8 protein-coding genes are annotated in these 17,205 nt (G+C 61.1%); all 8 read right to left on the bottom strand.

Annotated features, from left to right (window positions below; genetic code table 11):
- Positions 1-28: 28 nt before the first annotated feature.
- Positions 29-4,606: an acyl-CoA dehydratase activase gene (locus tag Q0G75_RS05830; RefSeq protein ID WP_294415947.1), complete on the bottom strand. Its 4,578-nt coding sequence runs from the start codon at positions 4,604-4,606 to the stop codon at positions 29-31.
- A 53-nt stretch (positions 4,607-4,659) separates the two neighbouring features.
- Positions 4,660-4,857, bottom strand: a complete 198-nt coding sequence (locus tag Q0G75_RS05835) for a hypothetical protein (RefSeq protein ID WP_042436513.1) — start codon at positions 4,855-4,857, stop codon at positions 4,660-4,662.
- Between the two features lie 156 nt (positions 4,858-5,013).
- Entirely contained in the window at positions 5,014-5,766 is a 753-nt protein-coding gene (locus Q0G75_RS05840) for an ATP-binding cassette domain-containing protein (protein ID WP_294415900.1), read from the bottom strand.
- 1 nt (position 5,767) lies between these two features.
- The gene (locus tag Q0G75_RS05845) at positions 5,768-6,922 is read right to left on the bottom strand and encodes an ABC transporter permease (RefSeq protein ID WP_114620926.1); all 1,155 of its coding nucleotides are present in this window, start codon (positions 6,920-6,922) and stop codon (positions 5,768-5,770) included.
- A gap of 14 nt (positions 6,923-6,936) precedes the next feature.
- Positions 6,937-8,178, bottom strand: a complete 1,242-nt coding sequence (locus Q0G75_RS05850; protein WP_294415899.1) for a hypothetical protein — start codon at positions 8,176-8,178, stop codon at positions 6,937-6,939.
- A gap of 365 nt (positions 8,179-8,543) precedes the next feature.
- Complete coding sequence (locus Q0G75_RS05855) at positions 8,544-8,990, bottom strand: helix-turn-helix domain-containing protein (protein WP_294415897.1); 447 nt, start codon at positions 8,988-8,990, stop codon at positions 8,544-8,546.
- Positions 8,991-9,011: 21 nt separating this feature from the next.
- Complete coding sequence (locus Q0G75_RS09355; RefSeq protein ID WP_365368819.1) at positions 9,012-9,185, bottom strand: type II toxin-antitoxin system HicA family toxin; 174 nt, start codon at positions 9,183-9,185, stop codon at positions 9,012-9,014.
- A 371-nt stretch (positions 9,186-9,556) separates the two neighbouring features.
- Positions 9,557-16,981: an MBG domain-containing protein gene (locus Q0G75_RS05860; RefSeq protein ID WP_294415896.1), complete on the bottom strand. Its 7,425-nt coding sequence runs from the start codon at positions 16,979-16,981 to the stop codon at positions 9,557-9,559.
- Positions 16,982-17,205: the final 224 nt, after the last annotated feature.

Below are 17,205 nucleotides of genomic sequence, written 5' to 3' on the forward strand. Positions count from 1 at the left end.
GTGTAGCGCCGCCTATTGGCAGGCGGCGCTACACGTAGTACAAAAACGATCGCAGGCGCTCTTCGACGCTTTGGTCAAGCGCGCCGTCGAACGCCAAGTGCAAAAGCGGCGCCTGGCAAGGCACGCTCTTCAAGCGCAGCATGATGTCGACGTTCTCGTACATAGACGCCACCGCCACAACGCCGTCGGCCCTCTGACCCGCCTGCACTGCCTTCGCGTACCGATACCGCGCGTTCGCGCCTGCGAACTGGCCCAGCACGTCGGTTGCAATCTGGCGAAGCTGCGAATGGTCCGACGCATAGGCGGACATATCACCCAACGCGTCAGCCACTTGCTGCATCATGCCGGCAAGCCGCCCCAGCAACGCACGCCACTCGTCCTGCGGCAGCGTGCGCTGTTCCACGCCGAACAGCGGGTCGGTCTCAACCGCCGTGCTCACTTCCAGCGGCCCCGTTGCCAGCTGCGGCTGCGCCGCCGCGTGCTCATGCGAGCCGTCACAGCCGCCAAGCGCGTGAGCGCATGCTGCTTCGCAACCGGCAGCAAGCGCCTGCACGTCCGAAAGCGTGAGCGCCTGATCACGGTCGGACTCAGGCTGAGACGCCGGCACGTCCGGCAAGCCCACCACCCTCGGTGCGCCGGTTTCGCCCAACATGGGCATGAGGCCGCCGACCACTTTGCCGTGCCTTGCCTCGTCGCAGCCGTCTTCCCAGACGAACAGCAAGTATTCGGCGAACGGGGCGCGCATCGCGCGGTAGCCTTCGCCCTCCAAGCGGGCGAACAAACCGCCCGTGAGCTCGTCGCCGACAACCAGCGGCCACTCGCCCACCAGCGCAAGGGTTTTGCGAGGCGCTACAGGCACATCCTGCCAGCTTTCCCGGGCAGCGCTCGCCGCCGTCAACACGTCTTCCAAGGTCAGATGCGGTTTTGCGAACGCTTCCTGCAGCGCGGGACGCGCAGCAGGCGCGGCCGCCCACACCACATCACCGGCAAGCACATGCACGAACAAGCCCTCGAGATCAGCCACATTGCACGGCAGCAGCTCCACATCGGGTGCCACAACACGCACGTCGCCATGCCCCTTCGCATCCAGTACGCTACGGATAACGCGGTCGAACTGCCCATCGGCTTCGCCGCCCTGCGACGACGGCAGCAACAACTGGCCAACGCGCCAGCCACCTTCCGCACTCGCGACTGCAGCCGCAGCGGCATCACGTTCGGCATACGGCCCGTCAACAGCACCAGCACCTTCGCCGCATGCTTGCGCCCCGCCCTCAAGACGCGCAGCTGCGCCAACATCGACAGCAGCTGCCAAGCTCACGCCCAGCAAGCTGGCAAACGAGTAGTATTCCTTGCTGGTGCACTCTTTGCGCCCCAGCTCCAGCGTTGCCGGCGTGGGCGCCAGCTCGCGCACGGGAATGCCCTGGTCACGCAACCACTGCGCCGCAAGCGGACCATACGGTCCGAACGATGGCAAGCCCGCTAACTCGCCTTCGCGCAGCGGCTCGCACGCCGAGTTCACCACGCGCCACGACGTAGGCGTGCCGCGCAAATCCGCCGCCTCGTAATGCTCGATAGCGTTCAAAAACGCCTCCACGCGCGTTTCCACGCCCACCTTCGAGTAATGCTCGTCCATCTCGATGTGCAGGTACGGCTTGCTCCCCATCTCCTCGGCGAACAGATGGCTGATCATGGTGTCGGGGCCGCAACCGTGGTTGGTCAGGTACACGGCGAACAGGCGCGGGTCGCGGCGAACGAGCTTCGCACCTGAAAGGATATGCTGGCCGAACGGCCACACCACGCCAGGATAATCCGCGGATATGCCCAGGTCATGCGCATGCAGGTGACTTACGGTGATAACTTTCCAGCCTCGATCGAGCAGCATGTCGGGTATACCCATGTTCAGCGCCGGGTCCACGATGCCGTAGTTGCGCGTGATCAGCACGATAACGCGCTCTCCTGGTTTCAGACCGGCCAGCAGCTGGTCGCCCAGCTCCTCGGTTTTGCGCGTGAACTCCGTGACGGCGAACCCGCCGGCCAGCATGGCGCGCGCCGTTTCCTGCGGCGTGCGGCCAAGTTGCGCTCCGACCTGCAGCATGACCTCCGCCATGGCACCCTGTCCGAAATCAAGGTTCATCAGGGGATTCAACAGCGTGATGCCGTGGCCTTCGTAGTCCAGTTCGGACGCCACGATGGCCGGGATGGACTGCATATACGTGCACGCGTAGTTGTGCGGCACCGTCGACTTCAGATGGCGAATGGTGTGCACGCTGGGCATGAACACGTAGTCGACGTCCATATCAAGCAGCTGCGCCATGTGACCGTGCACCAGCTTCACGGGGTAGCATGTCTCGCCTTGTGCGCTTGCTTGCGCAAGGCGTACCGTCTCCTCATCGGATGCGTCGGTCAGCACCACATTGAAGCCGAGCTGCTTGAAGAAAGCATTAGCCATGGGAAACAGCTTGTGCAACATCAAGCAGCGAGGGATACCCACCGTTTTCTTCGCCGGGTCGCGCGTGGGGTCGTAGCCTTCGAGGAACATCTCGTCGACTTTATGGAAGAACGCGCGGTTTGCGGCAATTTCGGCCGGGTCGATGTGGCGGGTTTCGTGCGAGGCGCCCGAAAGGTCCCAGCCCTTGAAGTTAGAGCGTACGTTTGCCTGTCGGGGGGCATGCTGGTTCGACATCGCGCCTGTGTCCAGCTCTTCACCTTGCTCATCAGCGCTTTCACCGTTTTGCACCGGTTCTAGCACGCCTTGGGACTCCGCAGCCAGCAGCGCTGCACCCACGGCACCCGAAACGGCGAACCACGGGCTGACCGTAAGGCTCTCGCCCGCATACGCGCGGAAGGCCGCCACGATGGCGGGGTTGTAGGCAACGCCGCCCTGCAGCACGATGCGCTGCCCCACTGGTTTGGCGTTCACCACTTTGTGCAGGTAGTTGCGCACCACCGACAGGCACAGGCCGGCAGCAACCTCGGACTTGGTCGCGCCTTTCGCCAAAGCGGCATTGATAGCGGTTTCCATAAACACCGTGCAACGTTCGCCCAGTTCAACGGGATGTTCCGCCGAAAGCGCCAGCGAGCCGTAATCGGGAAGCGCAATGCCCAGGCGCGCCGCTTGCTCTTCCACGAAACTACCCGTGCCCGCCGCGCACACCTTGTTCATTTGGAAATCGGCCACCTGGCCAGCAACCAGGCTGATGTACTTAGAATCCTGCCCGCCGATTTCGAACACGGTGTCCACTTGCGAGTCAGCCGCAGCGGCAGCGCGCGCTTGTGCGGTAATCTCGTCGCGTACGGCATCGGCTCCGATGAGCTTGCCGATCATGGTGCGCCCGCTGCCCGTCACACCCGCGGCCACTACACAGGCGCGATCGCCCACGCGCTGCGCCAACGAGGCAAGCCCGTCGCGCACGGCCTGCTTGGGGTTGCCGCGCGTGCGCAGGTACTGCGCGTCCAGCAGCACGCCGTCAGTGCTGGCAAGCACAAGGTTTGTGCTGGTAGACCCCACGTCCACGCCCAGCGCCACTGGCACGGGAGCACCTTGTTCCAGCGCATCCACCACCGCCGAGCGCGGCACCGCGCCACCTTCGCGGGCGGGCGAACCCTGCGGGTTCCACGGGCTAGGAGCCAACGCAAAACCGCAGTTAGGCACGCAATCAACCTGCGGCAGCTGAGGCAGTCGCGGCAGGTCGTCGGCCTGCGCAGCCTGCGTTCCTTCAAGCGCAGAGCGCAAGGAGGCAAGCGACGCAAGCCCCGCGGACGCGTCGCTTGCCGCGCCCGCAGCAATGCGTTCGCCATCGCGCCCGCCCGCGCCTTCCGCCGCCGCCAGCGCCGCGCCCACCGCTTGCGCGCACACAAGCTTCTCGTCCGCGAGCAATTCGCCTTCCGCCAGGTCAAACACCTCGCGCACCGCACGAACCACTCCAGCGTTCTCCAGCACGCCGCCAGCCAGCGCCACCGGCTTTTCAACCGGCAGATTACGCACAATAGTGGCCTTGAACGCTTTCACCGTCGCATGGCACAAGCCTTGCAAGATATCCTCAACAGGCACGCCCTCCTGCTGGCGGTGAATGATGTCGGTTTTGGCGAACACGCTGCAACGGCCTGACAAACGCGGCACACTTTGCGCACGTGCAACCAGATCAGAGTAGCTTTCCAGCGGCAACCCCAAACGCTGCATCTGATCCTCGAAAAAGCTGCCCGTACCCGCCGCGCAGCTTTCGTTCATAGCGAATTCCGGCGCCGAACCATGGGCAAAACCCGTAGCAAACACGCCCGACTGCGCGCCCATCCCAATCACGCTCGCCGCCTGAGGCGCAAGCGCCCGCACGCCTTTGACCAGGGCCGGAACCTCTTCCAGCACACGCAAACCCGGAACCAGCGCACGCAGCATGTCCGCGCCGCTGCCCGTAGCGACCACACCGCCGCACGCCTGAGCGGACAGCGACAGGGATCGGTCGGCGCTCCCGTCGGCCAGCTCGGCCAGCATCGCGCGCAAACACGGCAACGGCGAGCCTTTGTGCGCACGCCGAATCACGCGCAGCACGGTGCCACCCGCGTCAACCGCCGCCACTTTCACCGACGAGGCACCGATATCGATTCCCATGTAATACACGCTCTGCTCCTTCAAGCTACTCTCGTCTATCTCGCGCGCAAAACCTACGCGCCGGCCTTGTATGCCTCGAACTCGCCCAAAAACTCGTCGCGATCAAGGCTGCGCACCTGGCACACGTCCTCGAACGTGACCAAGTCGACGATGGGGTTGTCCAGCGAGAAGGGGAAACCCTTCGACTGCAGGAAAGCTTCGAGTTTCGGCTCGTCCGCGCACAGCTGGCGCATGGTCTTGGTTGTATCCATATGCAAATCCTTTCAGAGGGTCGATAACGTTTCTGGGCGGCTCGGAACATGATCGGCCTCGCGAAACTGCCGCCCCATCAGGTCTGCGCCCGCAAGTGCCCCGCGATGCGGGCGCGCCGTCGGCTCGCCCGCCGCGGACGGCTTACCTAGCTTTCGTCACACCGCCGCCTGCGGCCACGCAAACCCCGCCGCAGCGTCCGCACCACCGTCTTGCGCATCGGCCAGGTTGATGCGATCGGCACCCAACAGGCGCGCGTCGTCTTCGCCGTGTGTTGCCACCAACAGCGTGCGCCCGGCGCGATGGCGCAGCACGAACGCGATGACCTTTTCCTTTGTGGCCTGGTCAAGACCGGTAAACGGCTCATCAAGCACAATGAGGTCGCTCGGGAACGCAACGGCACGCGCTAGCGACACACGCCGGCGCATGCCACCGGACAGCTCCATGGCTGGCTGCCCCAGGCAATCCGTCGGCAAGATCTCTGCCAGCAGCGCGGCGACATCGGGCCGCCTTGTATCGGGCGGCAGCACCTGCGCCACGTTCTCCACCGGCGTCAAGGTTTCGCACAAGCGGTCTTCTTGGAACATCATGCTGATGCGACCAGGGGAAATGCCGCGAATCTCTCCGGAGTCGGCGTGTTCGAGGCCCAACAGCACCCGGAACAGCGTGGTCTTGCCGCTGCCCGACGGCGCCATCAGGCAGCGCACGCCGCCGCCCGGCAACGTGAACGTGACGCGCCGCAGCACCTCGTTGGCACCGTACGCCTTGCACACGTGGCGAAACTCCACGTCCGACAACGCGCCGCCAGAGGCCAGCGAGTCGGCCGCGCCGAATAACGCCGCACCTGCGAACGCGCCTTCACCCACGGCCACGCCAGAGCCCGCCGCCCTCTTCTTCCCGAATAGCCCCACGTCACTCGCCTCGTTTCCCGATGAATCCGCCAAGCGGACGGTTCGCGCGCTTGAGCAGCGCCATGAACGCCTTCTCGAACAACACCGATGCCACCATCACCACCACGGTCCATGCCAGCAAATCGGGCGTGTCCAAAAACGTGCGCGCCGTAGCCATTTCTTTGCCGATAGAGGGTTTGGGCGTGGCCAGAACCTCGGCCATGATGCCGCTTTTCCACGTCATGCCCAGCGAAATCTTGGTGCTGGACAGCAGAAACGGCATGAACGCCGGGCGATACACGTACAGAAACGTGCGCCACTTCGACAGCCCGTATACGCGCGCCATCTCCAGCATCTGCTTGTCCACGCTTTCGAAGCCGGTGACCATGTTCGTGTAGATGAGCGGCAGCACGATGAAGAACGCCAGGAACACGGTGAGCGCCTGGTTGCCTACCCAGATGAGCAGCAAGATGATGAACGACGCCACGGGGATGGTGCGTAGCAGGCTGATGATGGGGTCGATGAAGTCGCGAAACAGACGCACGCGGCACGCCACCAGCGCCAGCAGGAAGCCCACCGCAAACGACAGTAAAAAGCCCAGCGCGATGCGCCCGAAGCTAGCGCCGACGATCATCCAGAAGTTCGGCATGACCACCTGGTCGGCCAGCGCCTGAGCCGTGCGGATAGGCCCGGCAAGCACAAGGCGGTTGTCGACCACGTGGTCCAGCAGCTCCCATACCACCAGCCAAAACGCAATGATGATCGCCTTGCGGGCGAACTGCTTGCGCGCGCTGGTCTTGCTGGCGGCGGCGCGGCGCTCGGCTGCAGCACGTTCGGCGTCCAAAATACGCTGCGCCTCGTCCTCGGCCATGAGCCCTTGCGCCGACATCACGCGCACCACCTGGCTTTTCGCCACGCCCATGCTGGTGAGCATGCTCATGATCTCCTCACAAGTGACGCCTTTAGCGGTGGCCGTCTGCATCATGAAGCCCATCTGCGCGTCGGCCATGCCGTTTTGCCGCACCATTTGCGCCATCATGGCAACCTTTTCTTCAGGCATGCCCACCTTCGCGGCAATGGCGGCGAACTGCATACGAGGCAGCTCGTCGGGCGCATCGGTGGCGACGGCGCCACGCGCGCCCATACCGCCCACCAGGCCTTTCAACTTTTCGAACATGGTTCCCTTTTCCGCTACTTGCCGCCAAGCGCTTCAACGGCGGCCTGCGCGTCGGCCGCGCTAGCGGTCACGCCGCCGTTGCCGGTGCCGGCGCTGCTTTCATGCTTCGTGGCCTGCTCCAAGCCCGCCTGCAGGAAGCGCTCGTCCAGCTGACCTTCAGGCGGCAGGTAATAAAAGTCCTCACCGGGCATCTTGCCGCCGATAGAATCGGGATTCGCCAGATACAACTCGTGCAAAAAGCCCGACAGCGCCGTGCGCATATCCTCGCCCGTCAGGTTCACCATGGAAATGTAGGGCATGGCGTCAAGCGCCACGGAGTTGTTCAAGAACGTGCCCAGCTCCTCTTGCAGCGCGGCGGCGTCGCCCATGTTCTCAAGCGTCCAGCTCACGGACTGGCCCGCCATGTTCAGATACTCGACGACGGCCTGCTCATGCTCTTCCAGGAACTGTTTGTTCACAATGGTTGTGGTGGTGACGGCCTGACTGCCCGTGTCGGCGAAGGCGCGGTCCCACTCAACCGTCAGGTCGATGGGAATATACAGCGGGTTGACCAGGATCTTCGCCAGCGAAACGAACGGCTGGGGCAAAATAGCCACGCAGTTTTCCTGCTGCTGCATCATGTTGAGCACCTCAAGCGGGCTGGATTTGAACTCCAGGTTGAACGTGCCCTCGAGGCCGTTTTTCGCCAACAGCGCCTCAATGGTGTACTCCGGCGTGCCACCCTCGCCGTAGCTGTATACGGTGCGGCAGCGCAGGTCGTCGAGCGTGGACACCGATTCGTCGTTGGTCATGACGTACAACACGCCCAGGTTGTTCACGCTGATGACCTCGTAGCGGTTTTTCAGCTCGGCGTTGTTGTACAAGATGGGTCCGATGTTGCTGGGAAGCGTGCAAATGTCGTAGTCGCCCTTATTGAACAGGGCAGACAGGCCCACGTAGTCCACGCCGTTGGGCTCGAACGTGAAGTTGTTGAACGTCTTGCCCACTTGAGCAGCCACGATGAACTGCGACAAGCCCATAGACGGCGGTCCCATGATAAGCCCCACGCGCACGTCGCACGCATCGGCGCTGCCCATAAGCTCGCGCGCTTCGGTGTACGTGGAGAACGTAACGCCATCGTTTGCATCGCTGCCGCCCGCAGCTACGCCGCCCTTCGCGCCTTCGCCCGACGAGCATCCGCCCAGTCCCAACGCCGAAAGCGCCGCCACGCCCGCAAGCGCCGTGAAGCTGCGCCGCGTCATCAAGAAGTTAGCCATATATGTCCGCCTTTCACACGGAAAGGCTTTGACGGAAGCAACACGTAGTAAGCCAGCCAATGTATGCGCCCGGATTAATTACCGCTAATCATAATGCCCTGTCAAAGCCGCTTTTATACACGGCTAACAAGTTTAGTTAAACGAGGCGAATTTGTCAGTGACCTATGTTACCTATAGACAACTTCACGAAAAGTTTGCAAAGGGAAATTCACGAATCAGAGCTGCTTAGTTAAGTACTCCCTGATAAGGTAGCTCAAACGCCACCACCCCACGGCCACACTCGCCGATAACGTCTGCATCTATAAATCGACGGCGATATTGCGATATCTGCTGCGGCTTTTTGCCGAGCCGCACAATCCTTGCGCCTATGCCGTTGCCTGAGCTTTTGCAGGGCGGCCGGCCTTTGGCTTTTCGGCAAGGCGAGCCTCTATGCTATCGAGCGTCACCCAAACAGTGCCACCATCCCTAAAAGCTTCCAGCTGATTTGCCTTGACCATCTGCGAAACACGGCCCTTGGTAACGCCGAGCATTTCAGCCGCACGCGACGCGTTAACTTTGCGAACAGTGTCTTTGTCGGCATTGACCGCGACAATAACGGCCTTACCGCCATTTTTCGGCTGGTTGCCAAACGTCTGCTTCGGAAAAGGCTCATCGTGGATTGCCCGATATTCACACTCAACCTGCAACCATTCTGCAGCCATTTCGCACGCATTGGCAAACGTGGCACCCTGCGTGCCACCATCGAAGTCATACGGCAAGGCCACGAACAAACCGGCTTCTTCAAAAATCTCGAACTCATATACATGCAGCATGTTCGACCTCTCTTTCACGCATCACTTCAAACCCGCTTGTTTTCGTATAGCGTCCGCCAAACGCTCGCCAATCTCCCTATGACGAGGAACCTCTGTACGATGGCCCGGCTTTGTGAACACCTCGTGGTTTGCGCCGCCTTTGCTCACAAACCCTGCGGCAAGCAATTCCCTCACCAAATCACGTCGCTTCACCATCTCTGCTCCTTTATCATAAACTTTTATTTATATTATTACAAGCATCCTTTGCCTCTGAATTTACTAGAACATATGTTTGTTTTAATCATACCGAAAACAAACATATGTTCTAGTCTTGACTTACACGAAAGGCGAAAAACACGGAGGGGCCCACAGCGCATGCCTGGCCACGAGCCCCCATTAGCGACTCAAAACGTTACGAAGCCGGTGGCTCACTCCGGCCGTCCCCCCAAAACGCGAAAGCGCCCCGCGGGCTCTTTCGAACCTGCGGGGCGCATCGGCCAGTGAGACAGCGCACCCAGTGCGCTGCCCCAGTTGCTCGCCCGCTGCCGACGGCGGCGGGCTTGCTAGCCGCTGCTCAGCGGCAGCCGTTACTTGCTGCCGACATCACTTGCCGCATCGCCGGCAGCCGCAGCTGCGCGCTTCTTGCGGCGGTACGCGTACGCGCCGCCAGCCGCGCCGGCAACAGCCAACACGGCGATGCAACCCAGCGCGATCGCAACCGCGGGGTTGGACGCGGCCGCGTCGGCCAGGTCCTCGACCGCACCGGCCACGCCGGACTTCGCGGACCCGGACGACTTGCCATCGGCAGACTTGCCGCTCTTGGTAGCGTCACCGCCCTTGGCAGCACCGTCCTCAGCCGCCGCCAGCGCAGCAGCCGCAGCGTCGCCAGAAGCAGCCACACCGTTCTCGCCATTCAAGATGGCCTGCGCCGCGGCCGGCAGCTCGCCGCCGCCGCTTGCGGGCAGCGAGCCTGCCACCAAGTCAACTTCCCAATTCGTGGACCACGTGTGGTCCCACACGCCGTTGAAGATGCCCGCGGCGATGGTCTGCGCCAGCCAGCCGATGGTCACGCTGGAAGTACACGTGCCCGTGAACTGCGTCTGGTCGGCCGTGGGCGCGCCCAGGTCAATGGTCACCGTGGAGCCGTCGTAGCTGCTCACCGCGCCGCCCCACACGTTGTTGATGGTCATCACCTTGTCCTGGATAACCACCGGAGCGCTCACCCACGCATGGCCGGAAGCGTCCACCGTCATGGTGGCGTTGTTGCTCACCGGCGTCGAAGGCGGGAAGCCGCCGTTGGTCAGGTGCGGGTTCAGCGGCAGGCCCGTGGTGGCCTTGTCGAACCACAGGTTGGCCGAAACCGTGTACGTACCAGCGGCGAAACGCCCGCTCGTGGTAGTGTCCACCGTGGTCGAACCGCCCGGCGTGGGGCTGGGGCTCGGCGAAGGCGTCGGCGTCGGGTCCGGCGTGGGCGTAGGATCGGGCGTGGGCTCCGGGTCCGGATCGGGCACCGGGTCAACGCCATCGGGCAGCGCCGAAGCCGGCAAGCTGGAGTAGTTCACCGTCAGCTGCAGCGCCACCGCGCCGGTAGGCGCAATGTCCATGTCCAGCGGCACTGCATACAACTTGCTACCCGCAAACGTATAGGACTTCACGCCCGTTACCATGTCGTCGGTCAGCGGCACCGACACGTGGCTGATGCGCGTATCGTACTTGCCATAGCTCCACACCGATGCGTCGGCCGGAGCCTTGCGCGTCACGTCAACCTTCGGCAGCTCGGCACACGTGCCCAGCTCCTGCGTGGTGAACACGGGGTTCAGCACGTCAAGCTCAAGCGTCTTGGAGCCATCGGCCGCAACCACCAACGTGGCGTTCTTCGTCAGCGGGGTGGTAGGCGTGGTGCTCGCCACGCCTACCGGGTTGTTGCCGTCCAAAACAGGCTCATTGCCCGCCTTGTCGGCGAACGGGTTGTTCGGGTTGTTGGCGTACACCGTAGCGCCCGGGATAACCGGGTTGTACTCGCCCGGCATGCTCAAATTTGCCGTAATGGTGTACGTGCCCGGCTTCAGCGTGCCCGTGGACGCAGCCTCAACCGTAAGCTTGCCGCCCACGTACACGAAGTCGTAGTTGGCTGACTTGCCGCCAGCGGGCGTCAAGTCGTAGGTTTTGCCAGCCTCAAGCGTTGCAGGTGCGGAAACCGTCGGGGTTTCATAGCCCGCAGCGGAAACAGCCGTCTCGCCGCCCACGAAGCCCGTAACCTCCACGCCCAGCTGCGGCGCAGTGCCAACCGATACCGTTTCGCCCACATACGTGGCCGTCAAAGTCGCCTTGGCAATGGACCAGGGAATCTCCACCGGGTCGGTGGAGCCGTCGTCCCACACAAAGCCCGTCTTCAGTGTAGCCACCGCCGTGTAGGAGCCGGCATTGGTGGCGGTGGCACCGGAAAGCGCGAAGCCCTCCGCAGCCTCAACGCCCGCCTGCTCGGCGCCCGTGTACACCAGGCCAGCAACCGCAGAAGGCTTGGCGACCTTCACGCGCTCGTCCTTGGTGCCCGGCTTCATGGAAGCGCGGAACGCGTCAGCCGCAGCCCGCAAGGCATCAGCAGCATCGGTCACCATTTGATTGGACACCAAGTTGGCATCGATCACCGCAGAAGCCTGAGCAATAGCGTCCTTGAACGCCGCCATAGCTTCCTCAGTCACCCACGTGCCCTCGGTCGATACATCGGAGCCGTCTGCGGAAACAGCCACGCCAGCAGCAAGCTGCTCGGCATCGGTCACCGCAGAAGTCAACGCCGAACGATCAACCACGGCATCAGCCTTGGCCGACGAGTAATCGATGTCCAGAATCAGCGCATCCTTGCTGGCATCAGGAGCAATGTCGGTGTTAATAGGCACCGCGTACAGCTTACTGCCTTTGAACACGAACTGCTGCTCACCGGAATCAGCGCCCTCAGGCAGTTGCACCGTAATGCTGCCAACACGCGTGTCGTACTTACCGTAATCCCACACACTCTTGTCAACAGGCGAAACGCGGTCAACCGTTACGTTGGGAAGCTGGTCGCACGCGCCAAGCTCTTGCAACGTGAACACCGGGTTGGGAAGTTTCAGCGTCAGCGTCTTGGTGCCGTCGGGAGCAACCGTAATAGTAGCGTTGTTCGCAACCGGCGTAGTCGGAGCCGAAGCCTCAACACCAGCCGGGTCGTTGCCGTCCAAAACGGGACTATTACCCGCCTTGTCCGCAAACGGGTTATTCGGGTTGTTTACATACACCGTTACGTTCGCAAGCACCGGGTTAAATTCACCCGGCATGCTCAAGTTCGCCGTAACCGTATACGTGGTGCCAGCGTCCTTCAGGCCCGCCTTCTGCGCGGTTTTGAACGCCGTCACGGCAGCGGCCAGGGCTGCTGCCTGGTCCTCTACCGCTGTTTTGCTAACTGCCTTCGTGCTGCTGGCAAGCGCCTGAGCATCGGCAATGGCAGAAGCAAGCGCATCGTGGTCAGCTTGGGAAACCCACTGGGTGTTGGACGAAACATCCTTGCCATCAGCGGAAACCGTGGTGCCGTCAAGCAGGGCCTGCGCCTCGGCGATAGGCTGGGTCAGCGTGCTAACGTCGCCAGCCTCCACAATCTTCCACGTAAATGTGCGCTCCGCGCGGGCGTCGTCGCCCGTGCAGCCAGCCCATCTCACAAACGGAAGGGCCTGACGAACCGTGCACGTATACTCGCCCACCTCGGTAGCCTTGATGTCGCCCGACACAACCTCAACCATAGGCGAGATACCAGTACCATAGCGAACGGACGAAATAGTATACGCAGACTGCTCCTTGCCGGTATACACAAGTTCCTTAGCAGTAGGCGCCTCAACTTCGCTCCACTGCAGCCAACCCCATTGATCATCAATCAGATAACAATCCTCAAAACCACCTAGACAGACTTGTCTAATCCACTGACCATAGAAGGTTTTGGTTCCATCCTTTTCGTCCACGGCTTTTATTGAATCGTAACTTGCACGGCCTTTTTTCTTGCCACTCCATACCACAGAGCCATCCGAGGCGCACTGAATCAAGTCGAAGGGCTGCTGAGTGCCCTCTATACCATAAAGGGCGGAATTGTAGGACCACGTTTCCGGCCCATACAAATTCGACAGCGTAATCGTCGTATAAGAATCGCTGTCAACACCTACGTACTGCGGTTCCGCGTAGCTTCCATCAACGCCGCGCAAGCGAATGGAGTAACCCACATATTCCGGAACGCGGTACGCCGAAGCCTTCATGGCCGACTCGAATACGTCGCTCGAGTCAATCTTTTTCACCTCAAGCGTTGCAGCGCCCTCGTCCTTCAGATACTTCTCCATGCACGGCTCAGACGATCTAACCCCAACGGTAAGATCACGGCCATCAACCTGCGCGGCGAAGGTCCTATCGTACCTTTGACGCTTATCAGCATCCGCCGTATCCGCCAGAACAAGCGACGAACCGGGTATCACGTCGCTATCTTGCAACATGCCGTCTTCGCCGACGGACGCATGTCTATTGGTAATAGAGTACGCGCCGTCTTTCTCGTACAGGGAATACAAGCTAGACCCGACCTTCGCGGGAAGCGAAAGCGACAAGTAGAAGCCCGAACCAAAGTGGATGACGTTACCATCTTTATCCACCAGATCAATGGTGTAAATCGCAAAAGGAACTTCCTGAACATACTCCTGCTTCAGCAGCTCAGCCGTTTGCTTATAGCTTTCGCTATCCGCATCCGTCTTCGTCACCTTCAGGGAAATGCCCTCGGCACCAAGCTTCTCGGCAAAGGGCTTGTACGTCGTAGAGCACGACGCGACGATGCCGGTTTCCTCATCCTTGAAGGTAAACGAATACTCTTTGGGACGTGCTGTGCTCGCGTCAGCAAGGATGTACGTTCCCATTGCCGCATTCTTTAGGGTAAATGAATCGTCGGAGCCTTGCGTGAGCAAAGTCAACCTCGATCCATCCCATTGATAGATGCGACTGTTTGCGTAGCCCGACTTCAGCGTAAGTTCGGTTTCCTCGTCAGAACCAAGAGCGATGCCATTCCCATCAGCGCTCTGAATATCCACATTGAAAACGCGGAACGTAGGGTTGATGTTAAGCTGCGCATCGAAAGCATCCTTGATGGGAGACGCTTCGTCGGCTGTAGACTCATACGCGCTAAAGTTAGCCCTCGCCTGCTTCAAAGCAGCCGCGATATCGCCCTTATAGGTGGAAACCTTATAGCTTGCATCAGCCGCCGCGCCCTCGCCGGTAAACGTACGCTCATATTGCTTCGCATCCGCGCCGGAGGCAAACACGATATAGGACTTGCCATAGCTGTCGTATGCCGAGTTCGTTTGGCTGCCCTCGCCGTTGAAAAGCCTGGTAAGACGCGTATCCGCCTCATCGCTTGTAAGCGTACTGGGGAACACGGTAACGTCCACGCTGCTATCGGTCACGCTGGTCGGAAGAAGCTGCACACTCGTTACGCCATTTGCAACCGTAATCAGAAACGCCTTGGTGTCGGAAGTTACCTTGTCGCCATCGGTGCGAGGAACGGAAAGGGTACGCAGGCTTTCACCCTGCCACCATCCGCCAACAGCTTGATTAAGGTTGAAGTTACGCGGGAAACAACCGAATGCGTTTATTAGATTTGTTTTTTCGGCGCCGTCGGCGAATGCGGCATCAATGCATTTTTGCCAATCGGCCAGAGTATCGGAGTCGTTCACCTTCGAAACATCAAATCGGACAATACTCGACAAGGTACTTCCAGGCGTGGCTCCGTTTCCATTTTTGGAAGCATCATCCGTGTAGGATTCTGTCCAAGAGTAACCGGTTTCGCTGTTTACCAACGTTTTGCTTGTCCACTTGCTAGCCTTGGTTTTATCAACAACGGCAAAGGTACCAAGCTTTTCGCGGACAACCGAAAAAGCGCCACCCGTTGCCTTTTCGTTCTCAAAAAGGGTTTTCGCAGACCCGTTCTGCAGCAATGCCACGTCGCAGATATCTCTCTTAGAAGTGGGCAATTTGATTTCAACCTTAGTGTTTCCAGCAAGCTTCACTTGATTGCCGGAAACATCAACCAGCCTTGCGTCGTAGAAATCAAACTCAAGCTCCCCGTTATAAAGCGGGGCCAAAATGTTCTGTGCGTTCTTATACGCGTCGCCGGAAGCAGAATTATCCACAACAAGCTTCGTGCCGTCGTTTTTCAACGCAGCAACAACACTTTCTTCTGTTGTGGTCACTTTGGCAGAAAAGCCGGTAGCGGCATCCGTGAAATCGCGAGAAACCACGTCGGCGGCGTTGTCCGGCTCAACGTAGCTTCGACGAGCACTGGACAAATCAACCGAAAGCCTCACCTGCATAGTGGTGTAGCGGCTCAACGGAGTTGGGAACTCCTTATAAGAAGTGAAGGAGTAGTCGCCGCTATCGTTAAGCAGCTTCACATCAAACGAGCCCACGCGGCCATAGCACTTGGTATTCGTGCTGGCTTCCGTGCCATATAGCACATCCTCTTTGACGCGCTGCACGTTGGATACTTCGGTTTCGCCCGGGGCACCCGCAATATCTTGCAGCGTAATCACATCAGAAGGACCGTTGTCCAGCACGAAGCTGATGGTCTTATTGCCGTTTTCGTCTACCACCATCTTCGCGTTATCGGAAACCGGGATGGTGGGAGCAAACGTCGGACACAGCATATACACCTGCACACCCGGAAGAACAATGTTCTCCGCGCCAGGGATATATAGGTTGGCCGTTACGGTATACGTTCCAGCCTCAAGGGTATCGTCAGTTTTCTCGGAAAGCTTCGAGACGTCGGCCACCACCACGGTCTGGCCGGGCTCGACGGAAAACGTAGCGGTCTGGCCGCCGCCGTAGATGGCGGACAGGGACTCGTCGTCGGCCAGCTCCACCGGCGTGAGCGCCGAGCCGTCCCACGCCCAGGCCTTCAGGCCCGAGGAGGGGGCGGCCTGGCCGGCGCTGAGGCGCCAGGCCGTCAGCTTGGCGTCGGAGGGCATGGCCTTGCCGTCGGGCAGGCCGAACGATCCCACGGACACCGCCGAGTCGTCGGCCACGTCGTATAGCTCGGACAGCGCGGCGCGGGCCGCCTTGTCGGTGGCCTCGTCGGCGGAGAACGTGACGTTGGCCGCGCCGAACCAGCTCATGAGGTCGTCGGGGGTCGCGGCCTGCGGCATGTCGCCGTCGGCGGTGTTCACCTTGAGCGCCCAGCTCGCGCCGTCGATGGTGTCGAGGTAGTAGTAGTCCTTGGGCTGCGCCTTCTCGGAAAGCTTCGAGGCGTCGGCCACCACCACGGTCTGGCCGGGCTCGACGGAAAACGTAGCGGTCTGGCCGCCGCCGTAGATGGCGGACAGGGACTCGTCGTCGGCCAGCTCCACCGGCGTGAGCGCCGAGCCGTCCCACGCCCAGGCCTTCAGGCCCGAGGAGGGGGCGGCCTGGCCGGCGCTGAGGCGCCAGGCCGTCAGCTTGGCGTCGGAGGGCATGGCCTTGCCGTCGGGCAGGCCGAACGATCCCACGGACACCGCCGAGTCGTCGGCCACGTCGTATAGCTCGGACAGCGCGGCGCGGGCCGCCTTGTCGGTGGCCTCGTCGGCGGAGAACGTGACGTTGGCCGCGCCGAACCAGCTCATGAGGTCGTCGGGGGTCGCGGCCTGCGGCATGTCGCCGTCGGCGGTGTTCACCTTGAGCGCCCAGCTCGCGCCGTCGATGGTGTCGAGGTAGTAGTAGTCGCGGGCCTGGGAGGTTTGCTCTATACCAGCCGCAATTTGTTTCGCAGCTTCATTTTCGCCATCGCCCTGCACGCCGTCCGCAGTCGGCTCATTGATGACTTGCTGGTTTTGCTCCTGCGTGGCTTTGGGGCTTTCTTCCTGCCCATCATCACCAAATGCCACGTAGGACGGCATGAGCGACACGGCTAGAACCACGGAGAGGAACGCGTTGCCCAGCACGCCCCACTTGCTCATTTTCCTTTTCACCGCTTTGAGGTTTGCCACGTTCCCGCCTCCCTTCTTGCTTCGGTGTTCATAGCGAATCACCCTTTCTTTGCGGCTTGTTTGTATTTGGTGGTGCAACCTTGGGCGCCGATGCCGCATCCTCGGCTCCCAAGGCATCCCGCGACGGACCGGAAAGGCCCCGCCATGTGGAATCTGGGTACGACAAGACAGACGCGCGCCCGCGTTGCGTGAGGGATTGGGTTGTTGCAGGGGTTGTGCGCTTG

The sequence above is a fragment of the uncultured Senegalimassilia sp. genome, assembly GCF_934636665.1.
GTDB lineage: Bacteria > Actinomycetota > Coriobacteriia > Coriobacteriales > Eggerthellaceae > Senegalimassilia.